The sequence below is a fragment of the Bacillus massilinigeriensis genome (genome assembly GCF_900111815.1).
Classification (GTDB): Bacteria; Bacillota; Bacilli; order Bacillales; family Cytobacillaceae; genus Mesobacillus_C; species Mesobacillus_C mediterraneensis.
This window is the reverse complement of the sequence record NZ_LT630004.1, coordinates 2,419,194-2,436,605: the sequence shown is the minus strand read 5'-3', so window position 1 is coordinate 2,436,605 and position 17,412 is coordinate 2,419,194. Positions and strand designations below refer to the sequence as shown.

Here is a 17,412-nt window from a genome sequence, read left to right as displayed (position 1 = left end):
AAAAAAGAGTTCAGCATCAATGCTGGACTCTCGTTTGTTTTACTGCTGTTTCTTTCTCGTTTCTTCTCCAATGTCGTCTTTGTCCATTTTTTCGTTCATTTCGCCTTGTGCCTCGCCATTTTCATTTTCGCCAGTACTCATTTTTTCACCTTGTGGGGATTTCAGCATTTGTTTCACGACACCATCGACAAGAATTTCTACATCGCGGCTATTCGTATTGAGACTTGCGAAATTCTCTACATCTTTCCGCAAACTAGGATCATCTGTTACATAAACGTGGTACCATCGGGGGATGACAGACATGGCCATTTTTTTCACTTGGTCCGCCGTTTCGTTTCTGTCTTTCGAATCAGTCTTATAGACGATAAGTACTTCCTCATCGGTTACAAGTGTTGATACATCATCGACATCAGGGGTTTGAAGACAGAACTTTGAAATAGTATCTGCTGTCTTTTCCCTGTCAATTGCTGTGTCGGCATCAAGCTGGTCATCGCCAAGGATTCCGCTCTTTTGATGGCGAACATAACCAAAGTTTTTTCCTTTGTCATTCATGGCTTTATCGTCACGGTTTAATATATCAGCACGACCATCGTTTTTATTAATGGTGTTGCCGCTTTCTTCGAAGATTCCGTTATTGCCATCACGATCTTTGGCAGAGTCATCCGCGGCACAGCCGGCGAGTAATATTCCCGAAATGGCTGCTGAAACAAGTATTCCTTTCTTCATCTTAACACCTCCTAAAGATTAGAATAGCCAGAAGCATCCTTTTTTTGCTTAGTAATTGATGGGGAATCAGTTATAATTTAAAGTATGGAGAAACAATAAGGGTATAAAGCACCGCATTAAGTAAAGAGGTGATGGAATGATCTGCATCAATAACCACTGTTACGAAATAGTGGAAGATTTCCGGGATGGCTTCAATGAAGAGGCATTCCGTGCACGCTACAGCGAGATATTGACAAAGTATGACTATATTGTTGGTGACTGGGGCTATGGGCAGCTAAGGCTTAGAGGCTTTTTCGAAGATCAAAGCCAGCGGGCGACCTTCGATACAAGAATCAGCACAGTCAGCGAATACATATACGAATTCTGTAATTTCGGCTGTGCCTACTTTGTGGTGAAAAAATTGAAAAAATAGGCTAGAAAGAAACCACCGCGCACAAGTTTTTGTGCGCGGTGGTTTCATAATTGATATGGTTTTTGGCTTGTCTGCTCCGGGTCATCATGAACAGGATGGGCTCCTTCTTCCTGCCGTTCGGTATCTTGGTGGAAGGATTTCTTTTCATAGTTAAAGGCACTATAATAGCGCTGGCCATCCTCCCACTCCGTGCTTTTGTTCTCGACAGGTCTGTCTTTGCCCTGGGCTGATCCGTATGGACCTTCTGGAAACTCTTCTACTGTCAGGTAATTATCGCTTTTTTCAGCATTAGATATATCATCATATCTGTCTTTCTTGTCACCCATCTAATCCCTCCTAACTTTATGTCAATAGTATTGCTCCTTTAAGCGAATAATACTATTGGTTAGGAAAAGCAGGCTTTACATGCTTTCGCGAAGGAAGGCGCGCAGTTCATCTGCTTCCGCTTCGTTCAATTGAAACGCATGCTCAATATATCCCTCTTCATCTAAGTCATCATGGCCGATAATTGCGAAACGGCTTCCCTGGATGTCGAGTACAATCTGTTTGCCATAGTAGCGGTCTGTTTGCATAATCGCTAAGTCAAAGCGCTGATTCTCTCCCATAAAGCTGACGAATCTTGTTTTCGTGTCCGCTTTGTCGTCATAAAGGAAAAATCGGTCTGTCATTTTTTTCGCCCCTTTGTTCTATCATGTTTCCATGATACCAGAAAAACGAATGGACGAAGAGGGTTTTGGAGAATTATCGAAGTTCCCTGCTTTTTCGTATATAATATAACTGGACAAAAGGATTGGTTGGACAGGCAGAAGGGGTTAAATTAGTTTTAACCATCTTTTTAAGAACTTCGGAGGTGTATCAGAAGTGTTTTTTGTTGATAGGGAAAAAATTGAAGAAACACTCGTCTTCCTCGAAAAGCAGATTGTGCTTTTCAAGGAGCAGCAGCAATGGGGAACGGAAATAGAAAAGGCAGCGCTCGAAAGAATTGTCCATACGATGATTGAATCAGTGCTTGATGCAGGAAACATGATAATTGACGGCTTCATCATGCGCGACCCTGGAAGCTATGAGGATATCGTCGAAATACTCATTGATGAAAAAGTGGTGTCGGAAGAAACAGGCAGGAGCTTAAAAGTCGTTATCGGCCAGCGGAAAGCCGTTGTCCAGGAATACACCGATCTTCATCATAAAAATCTGGAAAAGATTTTTACGAACGAGCTGGAGGCGTTAGAGGTATTCCCTGCATCCATCCGTCATTATCTTGCAACCGAGCTAGGACCAGTTTCTGCATTCAAGAAATAATTTCGATTTCGAGGCCACCAAGGCGCGGCCTCTTTTTTCATGCTGAAGGAGGAAATATAATTTGAAGCAATATAAGGGATATTTAATCGATCTTGACGGCACGATGTACAAAGGGTCAGAAAGGATCGAAGCAGCGTCGGATTTCGTGAAGAGACTTGTTGAAAAAGAGATTCCTTATCTCTTTGTGACGAATAATTCTTCCAGAACACCATCACAAGTTGCTGCGAAGCTTCGGGATTTCGATATACCGGCACAAGAAGATCAAGTGTTTACTACAAGCCAAGCAACTGCCAATTTTATATATGAAAAGAAACAAGACGCATCTGTTTATGTGATTGGGGAAGAAGGCATCAGGGAAGCACTAGCAGAAAAAGGGTTCAAAGAAGGCGGAGAACAGGCTGATTTCGTTGTTGTCGGTATTGACCGCTCCATTTCTTATGAAAAGCTTGCCGTAGCTTGTCTTGCTGTCCGGAATGGTGCAACCTTCATTTCCACAAACGGAGACATTGCCATACCAACGGAGCGAGGACTGCTGCCTGGGAACGGTTCACTGACATCTGTTATCACCGTATCAACGCAAACACGGCCCATTTTTATCGGCAAACCGGAATCTGTTATCATGAACCAAGCGTTAAAAGTGCTTGGAACACCTAAAGAAGATACGCTCATGGTAGGGGACTATTACGATACCGATATTCTTGCAGGCATGAATGCAGGGATGGACACGCTCCTCGTCCATACTGGTGTCACGACAAAAGAACTTCTAGCAGGATATGATTCGATGCCAACCCATACTATCGACTCGCTCGACGACTGGAAAGTATAAAAAGGGTGTACGCATTTTTTATGCGTACACCTCTCTTTATTCTACATTAGCTGCCCGATGCGCGAGACGGCTTGAAGCTGCGGCTGCAATTGCTCCGACGAGATCATCGAGGAAAGTATGGCATTGACCGCTTGATTTGTCATTCAGTTTCTCAAGTATCCCTGGCTTTTGCTTATCAATATAACCATAGTTTGTAAATCCGATGGATCCATATATGTTCACTATCGAGAATGCCAATATTTCATCTACCCCGTACAACCCTTCATCTGTGGAAATAATGGATTGGAGGGGTTCTCCAAGCATTCCTTTTTCCGCAAGGATATCGAGCTGGATGCCTGTCAGAATGGCATTCTGGACTTCCCGTTTGGAGAGGACTCGCTCTACGTTCTCCCTGCAAACATCCATGCTGAGTGCCGGATGGTATTTTTCCTGAAGGTAAAATACAAGCTTGGCAATATCCTCAATCTCAACGCCCCTTTCTAGAAGCCATTTCCGTGCTGTCTCTTCTGTCATGTGTATCGCTTTTTTGTTTTCAGCCATGTAATTCACCTTTCTTTTGTCATTAGTACTCTTTCTAACCTTTTTTACCCTAAGTTATTCCATTCTATGAAATCCGTGCAGTGCACCCTGCAGTGATTCCCTAACAAGAAACTTGATGCAACGTCATATACATTGATGAAGAACAAGTTGAAAGCGGGTGTTGGAATGTTTGAGAAGATGCTGAAAGAGCATTACGGACTCAAGGCAGGAACGGAAATCGATTTGGAAGGATACCGTGCCTTCAAGAAAGAAAACTCTCTATACTTAATTATGAAGGCAAACCAGTTGAAAGAGCAAGAAATAAGCGAGCTTTCCCAGATAGCAAGCCAATTAAAGGAATTTGGAGACAAGGATGTTCCCGAATTTCTGCGGACCAATACTAACATGGAATACTGTGAATGGGAAGACAATCGTTACAGCGTCCTGCACTGTGCGGAGCCAGCGCTTTTAAAACCTGCGAAGACAGCTAAAAAGCTTGCAAGGTTCCATATGAGAGGAAGGATGATTCCTTTCCATGTCAATAGTATCAACCGGATAGGCCAATGGAAACAACTATGGGAGCAGCGGGTTGATCAAATGGAAGCCGTATGGAATGAAAAGCTTTTTCAAGATCCTGAAAATAATTTTGAACGTGATTTCATTGACTCTTATCCCTATTATATGTGTTTAGCGGAAAACGCCATTCAATATCTTGTCGACACGGAGCTCGATATGCAGCCGGGAGAAAGCGACAGCGGAACCGTTTGCCACGAAAGGTTTTCAGCGACAGTGTGGGGCACAAAACATATTATCAAAAATCCTTTCGATTGGGTGTTCGACCACCAAAGCAGAGATCTTGCCGAATGGGTACGTGGCCAATACTTTCGTAATACCCAAGTTTCTCAGCAGAAAATCCGCACTTTCTTACTGGAATACCAGTCGGTGGGGCGCTTGACCCCTTTCTCGTGGAGACTTTTATACGCACGGCTCCTGTTCCCGCTGCATTATTTCGAGACGGTCGAAAATTATTATGATGCGCAGTCTGATCAGCAGCGGCACGAGCTTGAAGAAAAAATGACGAAATTCTTAAAACAAGCAACTGAACACGAAAGATTCCTTTCAGCTTTCTTTCAGCTGGCAGAAGCTCCGGTGAGAACCATGAACCTGCCGATGCCAAGCTGGCTCATACTGCAGCCATTATAGGGGGCAGCCTATGGTAAAATGGTTTCACAAGCTATCCCTTGGAAAGGATTGGTGGAATGAAACGATATGTATATGTAACGAGAAGGCTTCCGGAAAGGCTGCTTGCAGGTTTACACGAACACTTTACTGTTGAAATGTGGGAAAAAGAAACGGTTCCTGTGCCGGAGGAGGTGCTGCTCGAACACGCGGCAAAAGCAGATGCCATCCTTACAGTGTTGACGGATGTTGTAACAAGAGAGCTGCTTGAAGCCTCTCCAAGACTGAAGGTAATCGCAAACATGGCGGTAGGCTTTGATAATATCGATGTTGATGCTGCTACGGAAAATGGAGTAATTGTCTGCAATACACCTGATGTCCTCACAGAGACAACTGCTGATTTAGCGTTTGCATTGCTCCTTGCTTCAGCCCGCAGGCTTACTGAGGCGAGTACTTTTCTTAGGGAGGGAAGGTGGAATTCGTGGAGTCCATTTTTGCTTGCAGGTCATGATGTACATCACAGAACGCTTGGCATCTTTGGTATGGGGAAAATCGGAACCGCTGTTGCAAGGCGAGCGGCAGGTTTTGGCATGGAAGTACTTTATCATAACCGAAGGAAAGTGGAGGAAGAGGAGATTGGCCGCTATTGCAGTTTTGATGAACTGCTCGCTCTTTCCGATTATGTCGTCTGCCTCGCACCGCTCACAAATGAAACAAGATACGTTTTTCATGCAGGAACTTTCAAGAAGATGAAAGACTCAGCGATTTTTATCAATGCTTCAAGAGGAGCCCTCGTGGACGAAAGCGCGTTATACGAAGCCATTAAAGAAGGAGATATTGCCGGGGCGGGCCTTGATGTGTTTGAAAAAGAGCCAATCAACTGCAATCATCCGCTGTTGCAGCTGCCAAACGTTACTGTGTTGCCTCATGTTGGAAGTGCTACAGTAGAAACGAGGTCAAGGATGATTTCTCTTTGTGCTGAAAATATTGAACGCGCACTGCTAGGGATGAAACCGAAAACAATTGTTAATCATGAAATATGGAAAAGTGAATAATGTTTTTAAGGTTTGTTGAGGAGGAAGATGCTGATTAAAGAATCACGGTAGTATTCATACATTTGTTTACAGTTCAATCGCCGCATGCAAAAATTGCGGCGATTTTTTTCATTCAAAAGATTTTTTAATGCAAATAGCAATACATCAGGGTTTATAACGAGCCACTTTTTTGACTTTTTTGAAAAGCAATCGCTTACATCTCTTAGTAGGATAAATAACCCTTGTAAATATGTTTGCCAGTATTTATAATGTCTACTATACAAATACAGTTGTTCTTCCAGAATGAACAGAATGCGAGGGGAAACGGGATGAAAGCAATTTCGATTGGTCTTCTAGGTTTAGGTACGGTTGGCAGTGGTGTGGTCCGGATTGTGGAAAACCATCAGGACACGTTAATGCACCAGGTTGGCTGTCCAATTAAAGTGGATAAAGTGCTTGTACAGGATATTGCGAAGGAAAGGGTTGTTAAAATAAATCCAGCATTGCTGACGACGGATGCCGCCGACATCATCGATAACCCGGATATCGATGTTGTCATCGAGGTGATGGGCGGTATCGAAACAGCGAAAAATTATGTTTTGCAGGCAATCAGAAATAAAAAGCATATTGTAACGGCAAATAAAGACCTAATGGCGCTTCATGGCTCCGAGCTTCTTACAGCCGCTTCTGAGAATGGCTGTGATCTATTTTACGAAGCGAGTGTCGCTGGCGGCATTCCGATTTTAAGGGGGCTTGTCGATGGCCTTGCTTCTGATCGAATCACAAAAATGATGGGAATTGTGAATGGAACGACAAATTATATCCTTACAAAGATGGATCAGGAAGGCTTGGCTTACGAGGATGTTTTAAAGAGTGCACAGGAACTCGGCTTTGCAGAAGCGAATCCGGCTTCAGATGTAGAGGGGCTTGATGCCGCAAGGAAGATGGCCATTCTTGCGACGCTCGGCTTCTCGATGAAAATTGATTTGGAGGATGTCAGGGTACAAGGAATCACAGAGGTAACCGAGGAGGATCTTCAATACGCAAAACAGCTTGGCTATACGATGAAGCTCCTTGGCATTGCGCATGATGATGGAGATAAGGTTGAGGTAAGCGTACAGCCAACCTTGCTTCCTAACAAACATCCGCTCGCATCGGTGCAAAATGAGTATAACGCCGTTTATGTATATGGCAAGGCCGTTGGAGAAACAATGTTTTATGGACCAGGGGCAGGGAGCCTTCCAACCGCGACAGCGATTGTTTCTGACCTCGTTGGCGTCGTGAAGAATATGAGATTAGGAGTTAACGGCAATAGTGCAGCTATTCCCCAATTCCCGAAAAAGTTGAAAGGACCAGAAGAAATGTATTCGAAATACTTTTTAAGGATTCATGTGAAAGATGAAATTGGTGTTCTTGCTGAAATCACTTCCATTTTCTCCAATAATGGAGTGAGTTTTGAAAAAATCATTCAGCAGCCGATCAAACAAATGGCTTGCAGTGAAATTGTCATCGTCACGCATAAGGCATCGCTTCGAGACTATGAAACTATCATGGCACAATTGGAGAAGTTGCCTGCTGTTAAGGATATAAAAAGTTCGTACAAAGCAGAGGAGAGTGCCGGCGCATGAGTTGGAAAGGGCTGTTACAAGAATACCGCGAGTTTTTGCCTATGACAGAAGATACACCTCTGTTGACGCTGCATGAAGGAAACACTCCACTGATCCGATTAGACAAAATATCGGCAATGTGGGGCATCGACCTTTACGTAAAAACAGAAGGAACAAACCCTACCGGTTCTTTTAAGGACAGAGGAATGGTCATGGCGGTCGCAAAAGCGAAAGAAGAGGGAAGTGATACTGTTATTTGTGCATCGACAGGCAATACTTCCGCTTCTGCTGCAGCATATGCAGCAAGGGCGGGTATGCGCTCCATCATCGTAATACCGGAAGGAAAAATAGCTATGGGGAAGCTAGCACAAGCAGTCATGTACGGAGCGGAAATCATTTCGATCAAGGGCAATTTTGACAGGGCATTGACAATGGTTCGAAACATTAGTGAAAATGAACCTGTGACACTTGTCAATTCCGTCAATCCATATAGGTTGGAAGGGCAGAAAACGGCTACGTTTGAAATATGTGATGCTCTTGGGAGCGCACCGGATATCCTTGCGATACCTGTTGGAAACGCGGGGAATATAAGCGCCTACTGGAAAGGTTTCAAGGAGTACGATAAGGTGAAGAACACAGGTCTTCCGAAGATGTTTGGCTTTGAGGCCGAAGGAGCGGCGGCCATTGTTCATAATCGGGTATTCGAGGAACCTGAAACAGTGGCAACGGCAATACGAATTGGCAATCCGGCAAGCTGGAACTTGGCTGTAGAAGCTCGTGAAGAGTCAGGCGGCATTATCGACGATGTATCCGATAGCGAGATTTTGGACGCTTACCGGCAGCTTGCAGCATTGGAAGGGATTTTTGCAGAACCTGCTTCCTGTGCTTCTATCGCAGGACTTTATAAAGCACTTGTACAGGGAAAGGTGCCTTGTCAATCAAAGGTAGTTGCTGTACTTACAGGGAACGGGTTAAAGGATCCATCGACTGCTATTGATTGTCATGAAATTAGGCCGGTCACCCTCCCGGATGATGAAGCGGAGGTCAGCGCCTACATCAAGGGAGTTGTCCATCAATGAAAGAAGGAGACATGTTAACAATCAGGGTTCCTGCAAGTTCAGCTAATCTTGGCCCGGGCTTTGATTCAATCGGGCTTGCATTAACACTTTACCTAGAGGTCATGGCAGAGAGAAGCTCTAGCTGGGAAGTCATTCCTGAGACCGATGCGCTTGAAAAGTTTCCGGCTGATGAGAAGAATTATATATGCTTGATCGCTTCTAAAGTTGCTGCTATGTATGGCCGGGAAATGCCACCTTGCAGGCTAAGGGTGAAAACAAGCATTCCGCTTGCACGAGGACTAGGTTCAAGCGGAGCTGCCATTGTTGCTGGTGTGGAATTGGCTGATAAGATGTGCGGACTGGGACTCTCGCTGGAGGAGAAGCTAGCTGCCTGCACAAAGTTTGAAGGACATCCTGACAATGTGGGAGCATCCCTTTATGGGGGGCTCGTTGTTGGGAGTCAAACTGACGAGGAAGTGCAGCTAACTGCAATGAAGCAGCTTGCAGTAGAGGCTGTTGTCTTGATTCCCGAGGAAGAGCTTTTGACAGAAGCATCAAGGGGAGTGCTCCCGTCAAGTATGAAGTACTCTGCTGCAGTCAAATCGAGTGCTGCGGCCAATCAGCTGCTAGCAGCATTCTTCACTGAAGATTGGAAGCTTGCAGGGAGAATGATGTCTTCGGACTTGTTTCACCAACCTTACAGGAAAGAATTGATTCCTTGGTGGGATGATGTAGAACGACTTGCGTTACATTCAGGTGCTTTCGGCATGGCGCTAAGCGGAGCTGGACCAACGCTTCTTTGCCTAGCTGAACCGAGAAAAGCGAACATGCTTGCGAATGTTCTAAAAGGAGCTTTCCCGCAGTTGAAAGTGCTTCATCTAGCGATTGACCGTACAGGACTGATGACAGTAGAAGTAAAGGCGGAGGAAAGAAATGCATGCAAATAAAAACAGCGTTTCGCTACGTGCGAAACGCTGTTTTTTATAGAGTAACCGTTGACTGTTAGCGGCTTAGAATACTTGCTCCACTTCTACAATTCCAGGAACTTCTTCGAGGAGGGCGCGTTCAATCCCTGCTTTTAACGTAATCGTTGAGCTGGGGCAGCTTCCGCATGCGCCAAGAAGGCGAAGCTTTACAACTCCATCTTCTACATCGACAAGTTCACAGTCTCCACCGTCACGTAGGAGAAATGGACGCAATTTATCAAGAACTTCCTGTACTTGTTCAATAATATTTTGTTCAGCCATGTAAAATCGACTCCTTTCCTAGTCTTTATTATAATCACATATATAAGAAAAATCTATTGAATAAGACCAAAAAACGACTTATCCATTGTAAATTTCTTGCTTGTAAGGAGAAGTATAGTACAATGAAATTAAAAACCGAAGGGGTATCGGAACATGGGGACAAGAGAGGTAGAGATCGTTGTATACGGTGCAGACCAGATTTGCGCGAGCTGCGTTGGCCAGCCTTCATCAACAGAAACGTACGAATGGCTTAAGGCGGCAGTAGGAAGGAAATATCCTGACCAGCCTTTTACGATCACGTTTGTCGATATATTCAATCCGCCGAAAGAGCCGGTTAAAATGGAATTCTCTCGAAGAGTGCTAGAGGAGGATATGTTTTATCCTGTTGTGGTCATCGATGAGATTATTGTTGGAGAAGGAAGTCCAAGACTGAAAAACATTTATACAGAAATGGAAAAGCACGGATACAAGTCTGCTTAATCTTATCTGTATTTTGAAAAAGCGGAAGCGAATCGAAAATGATTCGCTTCCGCTTTTTTCATGGGGAGTCGGGGCACGATGTTTCTGCTAAAGATTCGGTTGGCAAGTCTCTTTGCCCGGGAGCATGCGGTTAGCTTGTTTACAGATTAAAGATAAAATGGGAGTTCTCTGGAACCTACTGTAGATATTTTGCAGTTTACCGTAGATAAATTGGGTATTACCGTAGATAACTAGCTGTTTACCGTAGATAAATAGAGCGTTACCGTAGATACCCTAATTACAGCAGTATTCCACCGTAGCAAAATGGAGTTTGTAACCGGTTACGGAGCCTCTCCTGTTCAAAAAATACTGTTCCATCCTTAAAAACTCGCACTTTTTCCTCGCAAAATCAATCAAAATGACAATTTTTAAAAAGGGGGACCCTTTTCGTTTTGTAATGATGGGAGTTTATTTTTACTATGGTGGTCTGGTGATTTCCATTCCAAGGCTCAACGTTCTCCCGCTCATTCCGCTTCGATCAAAAGGGATGAACAAAAAAAAGACGGAATTTCCGCCTTTTTTTTCGCCTTGAGGTGTCACTATATCATCCGTTATGGTACTTATACATCCAGAGAATTCCAGATTTCAATAGGCGTGCGACCCTGCCGGTGATTGCGCGGTCTGCCAAGAGCCCAAAGCCGTGCTTCTTGCCAAGAGAGCCAAGAATACCTTTTAATTTGATTTGCGGGAAGGATACAGGTGGTTCCTGACCTTTCCAACGGCATACCAGAACTTGGACAATTTGTTCCGCTTGTCCTTCTGCAAGCTGCGCGCTTGGGGCGTGAGGGAGGCTTGCACAATCTCCTAGTATGAAGACATTTTCGTATTGTGGAAGGTGATGTCTTTCGGAAATAATAGCTCGGCCCATACCGTCATGCTCTCCAGGGAGATCGCGGACAATCTTGCTTGCCTGAATTCCTGCTGTCCACACAATGACATCTGCAGCGACAGGTTCATCATGATTATATATGGTGTTTTCTTCTACTCTTGTGATGTTTGCATTGTTGATAATTTCGACTTGATGGGTATCAAACCAGTTTTCCACATACGTGCTAAGACGTTCTGGAAATGAGGAGAGGATATGGTTTCCTCTATCAAAGAGCTTAATGTTCAAATCTTTTCGGCTTTCGCTAAGCTCACTCGCAAGCTCGACACCGCTAAGACCGGCACCGACAATCGCGACAGTTGATCCTGGTGAGAGGTTATTGAGCTTCTGGTACGTGGAGCGTGAATTTTCAATGGACTGGATGCTGCAGGTATATTGATCTGCACCTGGAACATTGTGGTACTTATCTTCGCACCCTAGGCCAATGATTAAATCATGATAAGATAATTCTTTTTCGTCACCCAAGAGGACAAGATTCTTTTCCAAATCCACACTCTTTACTTCATCATAAATGATGGAAAGCTTCGGATGCTCTGGAAACGAGACGCGGACATGCTGGTCGGAAATAGTTCCTGCGGCAAGCGCGTAATATTCCGTTTTCAAACAGTGATACGGTACACGATCTACTAGAATAACAGATACATCTTCAGGTAACTCGGGAAGAACCTTTTGAAGGATTCTCATTCCCCCGTAGCCACCGCCAAGGATAACTAGCTTTTTCATATGAATTCCCCTTCGCCTTCTATTGAGGAACGGTGGTTTCCGTTTTTTTCAGAGGCCGCCGTTCAATTAACGACAGTAGTTATTTCACGATAATAAACAAGTCATGGAATATTATCCATCAATAAAATTATATAGAAAATGTGACAAAATAACAACACTTATACATAGCTAGTTCTGGTTGGGGAAATTGACTCTATCGTAAAAAAAAGGTAGGATATTTTTAGTAGAGGGGTGGGAAAGATGATTCAGCCAATTATTGAATTTTGCATCAGCAATCTGGCTAATGGGTCACAAAAAGCGAAAGAACAGCTTGAAAGAGACCCGGACCTTGATGTAATAGAATACGGCTGTCTGGGTTATTGCGGAAAATGTGACCGCTCGCCGTATGCACTCGTCAACGGTGAACCTGTCAGTGCCGAGACACCGGATGAACTTGTGGAAAAGATTTATCAGTATTTGGACGAAAACCCAATGTTCTAATAGAAAAAGAGCCTGTAATCTTATTTTTATAGAGATTATGGGCTCTTTTAACATTACGATGGTGTATTTGTTTTGAGATTTCTAATCTCTTGCCAGCGTTCTTTTGCCATACGGATAACATTCGGTTCAGTTGATTGTCTTTGCTTTTCAATTACTTTAGAAAAGTAGCGGACTGATTCTTCGTGTTGGCCTAACCGGTGGGACAGCTCTCCAATTAAATAGAGCAGTCTGTATTCGGAAACATTGCTTCCTATAAAGTCACCCTCGCTGTAAGAACGACTATATTCCTGTGCAGCGAGATGAAGGAAGCGTCGCTCTTCCTCAAGCTGAATATTGTGGCGATACAGCCAAGCTGTACGAAGATAGAGACCTGCAATGAGAACATGCTTTTCTTTTTTAAGCACGGCGCAGTAGGCACCAAGCTTTAAGGTCTGAACACCTTGAAGTACATTTCTTTCGCCGCTATAATCGTGCGGCTTCCAGTGACTGCACACTTTATCCTTCAGTTCGTCTTTTGTTCCTGGAGGGAAAAAGGGTGATGACTCTTCGGTAAAAGAAAAGCCGCAATATGGGCATACATGTACATGGTAAAGAGCTGGGTTGTTTTGCGGGTCGCGATATTCTGGACAAAAGTCGGTATCCATATTTACCTGACGGACAAAACGGGTGCGAAGTTTTTTGGTGGTAAATGCTTTGTTACATAAAAGGCATGTGCATTGCTTATCGTATAACGGTTTAATTTCTGTCATTTCTACACCTTCTTACAAAACTAATGGAGAGATTTCTATCCTATTATTATAGCAAGAATTGTTTTTACTTGTTTGTCTATCGTGTTACAGAATGCCAGTTCAAGAAGGTTGTGTAACATTCTTACCATGTATATACTATAATTAAGAAGGAAATCCATTGAAGGAGGGAACAACTTTGGATCAAATCGTAACGATTACAGAAGCTGCAGCCTTGCAGATTAAAGATATGATGAAGCAAAATGAAGAAGAAGGAGCGTTCCTGCGTGTTGCCATCAAAGGTGGCGGCTGCAGTGGCCTGTCTTATGGTATGGGATTTGCCCATGAGGTAGAAGCAGGCGACAGAGAATTTGAACAGCATGGAATTAAGGTTCTCATCGATAAGGACAGTGCTCCTGCATTAAAAGGAACGAAAATCGATTATAAGCAATCCATGATGGGCGGTGGGTTCACCATTGATAACCCGAACGCAATCGCATCCTGCGGCTGCGGTTCATCGTTCCGTACAGCAACGGAAGCTGGAACGCCAGAGGAATGTTAACATAGGTTATGAATTCTAAGCCTTCTCGATAGCTGAAGGTTATGGGGTTTATTGGATCGCAGATAAAGAATGCTTGCGGAAGAACCGGTTGACCCTGGAACTCAACCGATGGGTGTAATAGCAGTGGCAGGAAATGTGGTGAAAATGGTTACTGCTGCTTCAACAGAAGCTTTTGTTATATTCACTGTCTCGACTTTAGTATTTCGTCGGCGAATAGATGAAAAAAGAGAATAATAAAATTAATTAAATTAATAAAGTCGTTGTTAAGGAGTAGACAGGGCGACAATTATGGCAAAAAAGCTAATCCTATAAAAACCATAGGATTAGCTTTTTTATTCTCTATGGATTTTATCAGAAATTTACGATCGGCCACCATTTTTCTTATTTCCGGAGAGGCCGAGATACGCCCCCTTGCCAACGTTACATAACGGCATATGTACCTTCCCTCCATTTACTGCATAGGATATTTCGATAAGTTGTGAAGGGAATGAGTATCGATGAATAACTCTCTATATGGGTATCAGAATCATTTTTATCAACCTTTTTCCAATTATAATAACCCAGCTTTATATCCGAAGTACGATCAACGAGAGCAAAATACTTCATTAAGAGATTTTGGGCCCAACCCGTTTGTTATTGATATTAATGAAGCTTCGAAGCGGAATAGTACATTCCGAACTGCTCTGTGGACTGGACGGCATTTGCAGGTTACCTTAATGAGCCTTAACCCTGGTGAAGACATTGGTTTGGAAAGACATCCGAACCTTGATCAATTTCTGCGAATCGAGCAAGGACGGGGAATCGTAAGGATGGGGAAAAGCAGGAGAAACTTAAACTTCCAAAGAAATGTTCAAGATGATTCTGCGATTATTATACCTGCTGGAACGTGGCATAATTTAATCAACACCGGGAATGTTCCGTTGAAACTCTACTCGATTTATGCCCCGCCGAACCATCCATTTGGAACGGTTCATCGAACAAAAGCAGAGGCCATGGCTGCAGAAGCGGGACAGCGTTATGTTCAAGGAGGAAACAACGGCAATGGAGTGATAGGCTGGAACACCGCGAACGAATATGCGACACAGAATGTTTGGTGATACAAGGCTTATCTTTATACAGACTATGTTAGGACATCCAACAATGTTGGCTGTCCTCTTTTTTTAGTTGCCTCATGTTAATTCTTGAAGCCAACAAATCTTTCAACCTATTTTTATTCAGGTCATTGGCACATTTACGTCGCTTCTTGGACAACAGCCCCCTCTCTCTAACTGAGTTATGCATAGGATACAGCGTAAGGAACAACAAGAGAGAAAGGAGGAGAAAAAATGGGTTACCGTAGGAGGGAAGAAGAGGTTGCCGGAGTTTTCGACAACAACTTTAAAGTAAGGTTCCATGGCCATATTGACGGAGAAGACTTTTGCCGTGCTGTCCGCCGCTGCTTGATCAACGATCTCCTTGTTGCTGGTGCAAATGAAGAAGATCGTGATGAAGATCACCATCACAAGAGATCTAGCCGGTAATGAAAAAAATAATAAACAATAGAAGGAGGAAAAAAGATGGGTTATCGTAGAAGAGAAGAAGAGGTTGCTGGAGCATTCGAGAACAACTTTAAGGTGAGGTTTCATGGCCATATTGACGGAGAAGATTTCTGCCGTGCTGTCCGCCGCTGCTTGATTAGAGATCTTCTTGTCGCTGGTGCAAACGACGAGGAAGATCGTGATGAACATTGCCATTGCAGGCACAGCAGGTAATGAGAAGCTGCTAGTAAGAGGAAGGTCCCGGATGAATTCCGGGGCCTTATTTGGTCATTCACACATTTCAAGAAAGGGTGGGACAAACGCCTCTACGTCCTGTCCTTCAATGCATAAGATAAAGTGTAAGGAAGAAAAAGGGATGGAAAGGGGGAGAGAAAATGGGTAGATATAGAAGAGAAGAAGTCGGCGGTGTTGCTAATAATAATTTTAAGGTTAAATTCCACGGCTATATTGATGGAGCTGACTTCTGCAGGGCGGTTCGCCGTTGCGTAATTAACGACCTTTTGGTTGCTGGAGCTCAAGACAACGAGAATGATAACAGAAGATGCCATTGCAAAAAACACAGAAGGTAACCAACACAAAAACCCGGCAGGCTGATGCCTGCCGGGTTTCATTCCTCCCTACGATAAGTCAACATCGATTCGCTCCGCTCATCGTGTTTCCTATATCTCAATCGAAATCCTCCAGGCCGTACAGCGCTGAACGGGGCGCTTCCGCTTTTCACTGTCTAGCTACAGCGCCCAGCGCTTATTGTCCTTCGGCTTTCTCCCTACGATAAGTCAACATCGATTCGCTCCGCTCATCGTGTTTCCTTTATCTCAATCGAAACCCTCCAGGCCGTACAGCGCTGAACGGGGCGCTTCCGCTTTTCACTGTCTAGCTACAGCGCCCAGCGCTTATCGTCCTTCGGCTTTCTCCCTACGATAAGTCAACATCGATTCGCTCCGCTCATCGTGTTTCCTATATCTCAATCGAAACCCTCCAGGCCGTACAGCGCTGAACGGGGCGCTTCCGCTTTTCTACTTATTTAAACATAGAGGAGCTGTGCAGCGGTTGGAGCTTCGCTTTTGGATCGATGAATGCTTTTGCGTTGTTTACTGCTGTAGGAGCTTCACCAAATCCGCAAGCGATTAGCTTTACTTTTCCTTCGTATGTGCAAATGTCGCCTGCTGCATAGATACCTGGTATATTCGTTTCCATACGAGAGTTGACGACAATAGAGTTCTTTTCGATCTCAAGTCCCCACTCTTTAATTGGTCCAAGTGATGAAACGAATCCAAAGTTACAGATGACAGCATCTACATCCAATGTCACTGTATTTTCGCCGTTTGCTTCCTTCAGTATAAGTCCGGAGATTTTTTCATCATCGCAGACAATGCTTTCCGGTACATAAGGAGTTTTGATATCTACTTTTGAATTTTGCAGGTTTTCTACACTATGCTCGTGTGCCCGGAACTTATCACGGCGATGCACGATGGTTACCTGGCTTGCGATTGGCTCAAGCATAAGCGCCCAGTCAACCGCGGAATCGCCGCCGCCCAAGACTGCCACTTTTTGGCCAGCAAATTTATTGAGATCATCAATGAAGTAATGAAGGTTTTTGCCTTCATACTCGGCAGCATTTTCTAGCTCGAGACGACGAGGTTGGAATGCACCATTACCTGCAGTAATAATGATAGTTTTAGAATAATGAGTTTCTTTGTCAGTTGTCAGCTTAAAGCTGCCGTCTTCCATTTTCTCGAGCTTTTCTACGGATTGTTCGAGGACAATGACAGGGTCAAATTTGGCCATTTGCTCTTTCAGATTGTCGACAAGCTCCTGTGCGCGAACTTTAGGAAACCCTGCAACATCGTATATATATTTCTCAGGGTAAAGGGCACTAAGCTGCCCGCCAAGCTGCGGAAGGCTCTCAATAATTTTGACGGATGCCTGTCTCATTCCACCGTAAAATGCAGTGAACAAACCTGCGGGGCCGCCGCCAATTATCGTAATGTCATAAACCTTCTGATCTTCTTTCACACTGTATCCCCCTAACCTAATGGAAAAATCAATAATCACTCTATTTTTAATAATAA

At 44.0% G+C, this 17,412-nt stretch carries 22 protein-coding genes and 1 pseudogene; 15 read left to right on the top strand and 8 right to left on the bottom strand.

Annotated elements, in window-relative coordinates; translation table 11 throughout:
* Positions 1–39: 39 nt before the first annotated feature.
* Positions 40–726 (bottom strand): YhcN/YlaJ family sporulation lipoprotein, encoded by a 687-nt coding sequence (locus tag BQ5796_RS12800; protein WP_071460578.1) that lies wholly within the window; start codon positions 724–726, stop codon positions 40–42.
* Between the two features lie 136 nt (positions 727–862).
* Between BQ5796_RS12800 and BQ5796_RS12795 the strand changes: the two genes are divergently transcribed.
* A complete protein-coding gene (locus BQ5796_RS12795) occupies positions 863–1,138 on the top strand; it encodes a YutD family protein (protein WP_071460577.1) in 276 nt (91 codons plus the stop codon).
* 44 nt (positions 1,139–1,182) lie between these two features.
* Here BQ5796_RS12795 and BQ5796_RS12790 read toward each other — a convergent pair whose 3' ends face one another.
* Together BQ5796_RS12790 and BQ5796_RS12785 are read right to left on the bottom strand one after the other, a co-directional pair.
* Positions 1,183–1,464, bottom strand: a complete 282-nt coding sequence (locus BQ5796_RS12790; RefSeq protein WP_071460576.1) for a cytosolic protein — start codon at positions 1,462–1,464, stop codon at positions 1,183–1,185.
* Positions 1,465–1,539: 75 nt separating this feature from the next.
* Positions 1,540–1,806 (bottom strand): DUF3055 domain-containing protein, encoded by a 267-nt coding sequence (locus tag BQ5796_RS12785; protein WP_071460575.1) that lies wholly within the window; start codon positions 1,804–1,806, stop codon positions 1,540–1,542.
* 193 nt (positions 1,807–1,999) lie between these two features.
* On the opposite strand from BQ5796_RS12785, the gene BQ5796_RS12780 reads away from it, so the two are divergent.
* Entirely contained in the window at positions 2,000–2,437 is a 438-nt protein-coding gene (locus BQ5796_RS12780) for a DUF86 domain-containing protein (protein ID WP_071460574.1), read from the top strand.
* A 61-nt stretch (positions 2,438–2,498) separates the two neighbouring features.
* On the top strand, positions 2,499–3,263 hold the full coding sequence (locus tag BQ5796_RS12775; protein ID WP_071460573.1) for a TIGR01457 family HAD-type hydrolase: 765 nt from the start codon (positions 2,499–2,501) through the stop codon (positions 3,261–3,263).
* 36 nt (positions 3,264–3,299) lie between these two features.
* Here the strand turns inward: BQ5796_RS12775 and BQ5796_RS12770 are convergent, their stop codons facing one another.
* The gene (locus BQ5796_RS12770) at positions 3,300–3,803 is read right to left on the bottom strand and encodes a phosphatidylglycerophosphatase A family protein (RefSeq protein WP_071460572.1); all 504 of its coding nucleotides are present in this window, start codon (positions 3,801–3,803) and stop codon (positions 3,300–3,302) included.
* 165 nt (positions 3,804–3,968) lie between these two features.
* On the opposite strand from BQ5796_RS12770, the gene yutH reads away from it, so the two are divergent.
* The 5 genes from yutH to thrB all read left to right on the top strand — a co-directional run bounded on the left by yutH (position 3,969) and on the right by thrB (position 9,607).
* Positions 3,969–4,985: a spore coat putative kinase YutH gene (gene yutH, locus BQ5796_RS12765; RefSeq protein WP_071460571.1), complete on the top strand. Its 1,017-nt coding sequence runs from the start codon at positions 3,969–3,971 to the stop codon at positions 4,983–4,985.
* Positions 4,986–5,041: 56 nt separating this feature from the next.
* On the top strand, positions 5,042–6,016 hold the full coding sequence (locus tag BQ5796_RS12760) for a 2-hydroxyacid dehydrogenase (RefSeq protein WP_071461296.1): 975 nt from the start codon (positions 5,042–5,044) through the stop codon (positions 6,014–6,016).
* A 308-nt stretch (positions 6,017–6,324) separates the two neighbouring features.
* Complete coding sequence (locus BQ5796_RS12755; RefSeq protein WP_071460570.1) at positions 6,325–7,623, top strand: homoserine dehydrogenase; 1,299 nt, start codon at positions 6,325–6,327, stop codon at positions 7,621–7,623.
* On the top strand, positions 7,620–8,681 hold the full coding sequence (thrC, locus tag BQ5796_RS12750; RefSeq protein ID WP_071460569.1) for a threonine synthase: 1,062 nt from the start codon (positions 7,620–7,622) through the stop codon (positions 8,679–8,681). Before BQ5796_RS12755 ends, thrC begins: the two co-directional genes overlap by 4 nt.
* Positions 8,678–9,607: a homoserine kinase gene (thrB, locus tag BQ5796_RS12745; RefSeq protein WP_071460568.1), complete on the top strand. Its 930-nt coding sequence runs from the start codon at positions 8,678–8,680 to the stop codon at positions 9,605–9,607. Before thrC ends, thrB begins: the two co-directional genes overlap by 4 nt.
* A gap of 63 nt (positions 9,608–9,670) precedes the next feature.
* On the opposite strand, the pseudogene BQ5796_RS12740 reads toward thrB, so the two are convergent.
* A pseudogene (locus BQ5796_RS12740) lies at positions 9,671–9,892 on the bottom strand (NifU family protein); the annotation flags it as partial.
* Between the two features lie 168 nt (positions 9,893–10,060).
* On the opposite strand from BQ5796_RS12740, the gene BQ5796_RS12735 reads away from it, so the two are divergent.
* Positions 10,061–10,387: a YuzD family protein gene (locus BQ5796_RS12735; protein ID WP_071460566.1), complete on the top strand. Its 327-nt coding sequence runs from the start codon at positions 10,061–10,063 to the stop codon at positions 10,385–10,387.
* A gap of 583 nt (positions 10,388–10,970) precedes the next feature.
* Here the strand turns inward: BQ5796_RS12735 and BQ5796_RS12730 are convergent.
* Entirely contained in the window at positions 10,971–12,035 is a 1,065-nt protein-coding gene (locus tag BQ5796_RS12730; RefSeq protein ID WP_071460565.1) for an NAD(P)/FAD-dependent oxidoreductase, read from the bottom strand.
* A gap of 240 nt (positions 12,036–12,275) precedes the next feature.
* Here BQ5796_RS12730 and BQ5796_RS12725 point away from each other — a divergent pair, with 240 nt between their 5' ends.
* Complete coding sequence (locus BQ5796_RS12725; protein ID WP_071460564.1) at positions 12,276–12,515, top strand: YuzB family protein; 240 nt, start codon at positions 12,276–12,278, stop codon at positions 12,513–12,515.
* A 53-nt stretch (positions 12,516–12,568) separates the two neighbouring features.
* On the opposite strand, the gene BQ5796_RS12720 is transcribed toward BQ5796_RS12725, so the two are convergent.
* Positions 12,569–13,264, bottom strand: a complete 696-nt coding sequence (locus BQ5796_RS12720) for a DUF2225 domain-containing protein (RefSeq protein WP_071460563.1) — start codon at positions 13,262–13,264, stop codon at positions 12,569–12,571.
* 175 nt (positions 13,265–13,439) lie between these two features.
* Here BQ5796_RS12720 and BQ5796_RS12715 point away from each other — a divergent pair, with 175 nt between their 5' ends.
* The 5 genes from BQ5796_RS12715 to BQ5796_RS12690 all read left to right on the top strand — a co-directional run bounded on the left by BQ5796_RS12715 (position 13,440) and on the right by BQ5796_RS12690 (position 15,909).
* The gene (locus tag BQ5796_RS12715; protein ID WP_074033963.1) at positions 13,440–13,802 is read left to right on the top strand and encodes a HesB/IscA family protein; all 363 of its coding nucleotides are present in this window, start codon (positions 13,440–13,442) and stop codon (positions 13,800–13,802) included.
* Positions 13,803–14,299: 497 nt separating this feature from the next.
* Positions 14,300–14,899: a cupin domain-containing protein gene (locus tag BQ5796_RS12710; protein WP_083413112.1), complete on the top strand. Its 600-nt coding sequence runs from the start codon at positions 14,300–14,302 to the stop codon at positions 14,897–14,899.
* A gap of 228 nt (positions 14,900–15,127) precedes the next feature.
* Entirely contained in the window at positions 15,128–15,322 is a 195-nt protein-coding gene (locus BQ5796_RS12705) for a hypothetical protein (RefSeq protein WP_071460562.1), read from the top strand.
* Positions 15,323–15,358: 36 nt separating this feature from the next.
* Complete coding sequence (locus BQ5796_RS12700; protein ID WP_071460561.1) at positions 15,359–15,553, top strand: hypothetical protein; 195 nt, start codon at positions 15,359–15,361, stop codon at positions 15,551–15,553.
* A 161-nt stretch (positions 15,554–15,714) separates the two neighbouring features.
* Complete coding sequence (locus BQ5796_RS12690) at positions 15,715–15,909, top strand: hypothetical protein (protein WP_071460559.1); 195 nt, start codon at positions 15,715–15,717, stop codon at positions 15,907–15,909.
* A gap of 451 nt (positions 15,910–16,360) precedes the next feature.
* Here BQ5796_RS12690 and BQ5796_RS12685 read toward each other — a convergent pair whose 3' ends face one another.
* A complete protein-coding gene (locus tag BQ5796_RS12685; protein WP_071460558.1) occupies positions 16,361–17,356 on the bottom strand; it encodes an NAD(P)/FAD-dependent oxidoreductase in 996 nt (331 codons plus the stop codon).
* Between the last annotated feature and the right edge of the window lie 56 nt (positions 17,357–17,412).